Here is a 5,200-nt window from a genome sequence, read left to right on the forward strand (position 1 = left end):
CGCGCCGGTATAGCTGCGATATGCTGCGATACCCCAGATACCGAAGACGATATGAACGACGTTGTGCAGGGCATTGACCGGGAACAGTCCCATCAGCCGCCCGAAGTTCTGAGTGACCTCGACATCGCCTGCGTGTTCAGGGCTGTGCAGGAGTCCTGGAACGAAGCCGGCAATGCCGATTAGCAGGAAAACAATGCCGAGCACGAGTGAGAAGTAACGAGTGTTCATGTAAAGAGCCCTCCGCAGGTTGTAAGCTTTCCTGTGGCGGCTCAACAGCATGACCGGCGATGAGTCGCGGCCTGCGCTTCGGCAAAAGCAAAAAGAGTCCGGCCAGTGCGATCTATTGGCTGTAGTTCAGCAGTTTCCGTTCCACCGTCTGAAGATGGCGCCGCATGGCCTGCGCCGCCTCGTTCATGTCGCGGTCGGCGATGGCGCCGACGATCTCTTCGTGCTCCTTGAAGCTGTGGTGGTCGGGGTCCGGACGGGTCCTGTTGGCACGCAACCGTCCCCAGACCACGGCGCGGCGCACGGCATTCAGCGTGTCGAACATGGCGAGCAGAAGGGTGTTGCGGGTCGCCTCCGCGATGGAGCGGTGCAGGCGGTTGTCCCATGACTCATACTGCCGCCAGCTCGTGGCCGAGCGTGAGCGCGCCATGCAGGTCCGCATTTCGGCGATGTCGGCGGCGGTCGCGTTCAGTGCCGCGAGCCTCGTGATTTCCGGCTCGATCAGGATGCGGGTCTGCATCACCTCGGCCGGATTGGTCCGGCTGGTCGCCGTCGAAAGGTCCGCAAGGCTCTCCGCCGGCCGGGCGCCGATGAAGGTGCCCTTGCCGACATGGCGCCAGAGCTGACCTTCCGCCTCCAGGGTCGCGAGCGCCTTCCTCAACTCCCCCCGGCTGACGCCGAGCTGCTGGCATAGTTCGCGCTCCGGCGGAAGGCGGCTGTCCACCGACAGCGGCGCCTGCGCCAGAAAGGCGCGAAGCTGGGTGAGTGTGCCTTGTGGATCGACACCGTCAGTCGTCATGATCTCTCAACCAATGTTCTGATTGGTCAGAAGATGATCGCTCAAAATGCTGACAGTACGCAAGGGGATTGCTTGACGTCCTCTAAATAATCTGTTTACCATTGGACCATTGGTTACGAATGGTTGGGATCAACCCACCCGGTGAGCGAAGTTCACACCACCGCCGTCATCGATGCCGGTGACAGGCGGCCTTCCTGGGAGGAAGCGATGAAGTTACCAATTCCATCAAGGTTTGCCCGCAAAGCGGTCCATCTCGGGGCGGCACTGGCGCTCTCCGCCGGGATCGGCGGCTGGGCGTCCGATGCCTTCGCCGCCGGCAAGATCCGGGTCGCCTTCGGCGATATCGCGTCGGTCGAAGCCTTGGGCTTCCTGACGGCGCTGGAGCGCGCCAAGGAGCGCGGCGTCGAGATCGAGATCAACTACCTGAAGTCGGAAGACATCGCCGCCCAGGCGGTCGTCGGCGGGCAGGCTGATGTCGGCGTCGGCACACCCTACGCTCTGCTCCAGAAGGTCCGGGCGCCCATCCGCATCTTCTACCAGATGAGCACGCTGCGCTTCTATCCCGTGGTCAACACCGAGTTCTACAAGGATTGGTCCGACCTGAACGGTCAGGAGATCGCGGTCCATTCGCGCGGTTCCGGCACCGAGGCGATCATGAACCTGCTCGCCAAGAAGAACGGCATCAAATACGGACAGGTCAGCTACGTTCCGGGATCGGAAGTCCGGACCGGCGCTCTGCTCCAGGGCAACGTCAAGGCGACCATCGTGGATTCGGCCGGCTGGAGGCTGCTGGAGACCAAAGCGCCCGGCAAGTTCAAGGTGCTGCCTGTCGAAGGCATCGACGCCAGCGACGAGGCGCTCTACGCCAATACCGATTTCCTCCAGAAGGAAAAGGACGCAGTCAACATCCTGACCGAGGAACTGCTGACCACCTTCCGCGAGATCAACGCCAATCCGGCCGTGGTCACGGAATTCCGCAGCAAGTACAGCCTGCTGCCGGACCTGCCGCCCGAGGTGGTCGAGGATATCAAGCCCTACTATGCCGACGCGGTCGAGGTCGGGCTGTTCCCGGCGAACGGCGGCGGCGGCGATGCGGCGCGCGACGACTTCGAGTTCTACACCGTCGCCGGCCAGATCCAGGGCGATCCGGCAAGCCTGAAGGTCGAGGACTTCTGGACGCTCGGGCCGCTCGATCAGGCTTTGCAGAAAGTCGGCCGCAAGTAATGGCCCATATCTCCGTCCCTAACAATGAAGCGCCGGGCTGGATCAGATGGGCGGCCACGAGGGACCATACCCTGCTGTGGCGCCTGCTGTCCCTTGGGCTGTTCGCCGGCGCCTGGGAAATCGCGGGGCAGATCCCGATCAACTATGCGCTGCCGCCGTTCTCCCAGACCTTCATGGCCTTCGTCGGCATGGTGCTGGACGGCAGCCTGATCGGGGCCTATGCCACGACGCTCCAGCCGCTCGTGATCGGCATCGCGATCTCGGCGGTGCTGGGGGTTTCTATCGGCGTCCTGATGGGATTGCGGCCGATGGCGGAATGGCTGGCGGCCCCTGTCTTCATCGTGATGCAGGCGGCCCCCATGGCGGCACTGATCCCGCTGATCACCTTCGTCTACGGCATCGGCATGACGTCCAAGGTGCTGGCGGTCTGCGTGCTGGCGCTGCCGGTGATCGTGCTGAACTGCTACAAGGCGGTCCGCAACGTCAATCCGTCGCTGGTCGCCATGTGCAGGTCGTTCCAGGGGACGCGCTGGCAGCAGGTCGCGAAGATCGTCATTCCCGACGCCAGCCCGCTGATCTTCGCCGGATTGCGGCTCGGCATCTCGGCAGGCTTCATCGGCATCGTGCTGGCCGAGCTGCTGATCACGCCGACCGGCATCGGCGACCTGATCACCTACCACCGCTCGGTCGCCAATTACGCCGAGATGTACGCGACAGTCGTTTCCATCATCGTGTTCTCCGCAGTCACCGTAGGGGGTTTGCAGCGTGTCGAGCTGACCCTGTTCCGACCCGAGAAAAGGGAGGTTGCCTGATGCCGGCCGTCCTGCCACGCATCCACGAGCGCCCAATGCCAGCAATCCGTGACAACATCGTCGAAGTCCGCGGCCTGTCGAAATTCTACGGCGGCTTCCAGGCGCTGAAGGAGATCGATCTCGATTTCCCCGAAGGCGAGCTGATCTCGCTGCTGGGTCCTAGCGGCTGCGGCAAGACCACGCTGCTGAAGATGATCGCGGGCCTGCTGGAGCCGTCCGCCGGTCAGGTCTTCGTCAAGGGCAAGGCGGTGACCGGACCGGGGCCGGAGCGGGCCTTCGTGTTCCAGGACTTCGCGCTGATGCCCTGGGCGACCGTGCTCCGCAACGTCGCCTTCGGGCTGGAACTGCGCGGCACGCCAAAGGCTGAACGCCACGAGACGGCGCGGCGCTACATTGCCGAGGTCGGTCTTGCCGGGTTCGAGGAACGCTACCCGCACGAGCTATCCGGCGGCATGCGCCAGCGCGTCGGCCTTGCCCGCGCCTTGGCGGTCAACGCCGACGTGCTGCTGATGGACGAGCCGTTCTCCGCCGTCGATGAGCAGACAAGACGGAAGTTCCAGGAGGACCTGCTGCACCTGCGCCGCGTCCAGCGCAAGACCTTCATCTTCGTCACCCACAGCATCGAGGAGGCGGTCTACGTTTCCGACCGGATCGTCCTGCTGTCGCGCCGGCCGGGCCGGGTGTCGCGGATCATCGAGCCGGACATCCCGCGCGACGGCACGCCCGACGAAATCCGCCGCGACCGCCGGTATCTCGACACGGTCGAGGATATTTGGGACGGCCTGAAGCAGTTCGTCGATTGAGCGGGGAAGGGGAGACGCCGTCATGATGCTGTTCGGTTACCGCCTGCCCATGATGTCCTCGCTGCTGGTCTGGTGCCTGATCTGGGAGATCGTCGGCCAGTTGGACCTGATGTTCCTGATCCCGCCATTGTCCTCGGTCGTCGTCGCGATGGTCGAGCTGGTCCAGACCCAGCAGTTCCTGGCCGCAACCGTCGTCACGCTGCGAAGCTTCGTCGCCGGGATGGCGCTGGCCATCGTCGCCGGCGTATCGCTCGGCGTGCTGATGGGGCGGTTCCGGGCGGCGGACAGGCTGCTCGGCATGTGGGTCAACCTGTTCGTCAGCGCGCCGCTGTCGGCCCTGGTGCCGATCCTGATGATCCTGTTCGGGCTGGGGGACGCGACCATCGTCGCGACAGTCTTCCTGTTCGCGGTCTGGATCATCGCCCTGGACACCCAGGCCGGCGTCAAGCACATCTCTGGCTCGCTGGTCGAAATGAGCCGTTCGTTCGGGGCGTCGCAGCGCGATGTCTATTTGAAAATCCTGCTCTGGGCGGCCCTGCCGGAGATTCTCGCCGGCATCCGCCTGGGCATGATCCGCGGTGTGAAGGGAGTGGTGATCGGGCAGCTTCTCGTCTCGGTCATCGGTTATGGTGAGTTGTTCGAGCTTTATTCCCGCAATTTCCTGATGGAGCGGTTCTGGGCTTTGACCATTCTCGTCTTCGCTTTCGCCATCCTGGTGTCCGAACTCGTCGGCGCCATTGAAAAACGTGTCGAATACTACGCTGGAGTCCGTCAATGAGTGCCTCAAACACCGGCCGCTGGGCCTTCGAACCCGCAGCCATCCCCAGCCTGCCGATTCGCGGCTCCGACGCTCTTTTCCCGGTCCACCGGATCTACTGCATCGGCCGTAATTTCGCCGCCCACGCGATCGAGATGGGCTACGATCCCAACCGCGAACCGCCCTTCTTCTTCCAGAAGAACCCGGACAATCTGGTGACCGACGGCAAGTTCCCGTACCCGGACCGCTCCGACGACGTCCATTTCGAGCTGGAACTGGTCGTGGCGCTCGCCAAGGGCGGCAAGAACATTCCGATCGATCAGGCGCTCGACCATGTCTACGGCTACGGCGTCGGCCTCGACATGACCCGCCGCGACCTTCAGGGCGAGGCCAAGAAGCTCGGCCGCCCGTGGGAGATCGGCAAGGCGTTCGACGCGTCCGCCCCCTGCACGGAGATCATTCCGGCATCCGAGCTGGGTCACCCCAGCCAGGGCCGCGTCTGGATGAAGTGCGACGACGAGCTGCGCCAGGAAGGCGACCTGAACCAGATGATCTGGAAGGTGCCGGAGATGATCAGCTA

7 protein-coding genes are annotated in these 5,200 nt (G+C 63.7%); 5 read left to right on the forward strand and 2 right to left on the reverse strand.

Going from position 1 to position 5,200, the window contains the following annotated elements; translation table 11 throughout:
- Positions 1-228 (reverse strand): DUF4383 domain-containing protein (locus AC5JJ6_RS40430; RefSeq protein ID WP_496047467.1); only part of this gene is annotated, 228 nt, incomplete at its 3' end.
- 112 nt (positions 229-340) lie between these two features.
- Complete coding sequence (locus AC5JJ6_RS40435; protein WP_044426195.1) at positions 341-1,024, reverse strand: FadR/GntR family transcriptional regulator; 684 nt, start codon at positions 1,022-1,024, stop codon at positions 341-343.
- A 141-nt stretch (positions 1,025-1,165) separates the two neighbouring features.
- On the opposite strand from AC5JJ6_RS40435, the gene AC5JJ6_RS40440 reads away from it, so the two are divergent.
- The 5 genes from AC5JJ6_RS40440 to AC5JJ6_RS40460 all read left to right on the forward strand — a co-directional run.
- Positions 1,166-2,248 (forward strand): ABC transporter substrate-binding protein, encoded by a 1,083-nt coding sequence (locus tag AC5JJ6_RS40440; protein WP_496047468.1) that lies wholly within the window; start codon positions 1,166-1,168, stop codon positions 2,246-2,248.
- Positions 2,248-3,060, forward strand: a complete 813-nt coding sequence (locus AC5JJ6_RS40445) for an ABC transporter permease (RefSeq protein WP_496047469.1) — start codon at positions 2,248-2,250, stop codon at positions 3,058-3,060. Before AC5JJ6_RS40440 ends, AC5JJ6_RS40445 begins: the two co-directional genes overlap by 1 nt.
- On the forward strand, positions 3,060-3,863 hold the full coding sequence (locus AC5JJ6_RS40450) for an ABC transporter ATP-binding protein (protein ID WP_496047470.1): 804 nt from the start codon (positions 3,060-3,062) through the stop codon (positions 3,861-3,863). Before AC5JJ6_RS40445 ends, AC5JJ6_RS40450 begins: the two co-directional genes overlap by 1 nt.
- Positions 3,864-3,885: 22 nt before the next feature.
- Complete coding sequence (locus AC5JJ6_RS40455) at positions 3,886-4,641, forward strand: ABC transporter permease (RefSeq protein WP_496047471.1); 756 nt, start codon at positions 3,886-3,888, stop codon at positions 4,639-4,641.
- Positions 4,638-5,200 (forward strand): fumarylacetoacetate hydrolase family protein (locus AC5JJ6_RS40460; protein WP_496047472.1); only part of this gene is annotated, 563 nt, incomplete at its 3' end. The genes AC5JJ6_RS40455 and AC5JJ6_RS40460, both read left to right, overlap by 4 nt.

The organism is Skermanella sp., assembly GCF_059503625.1.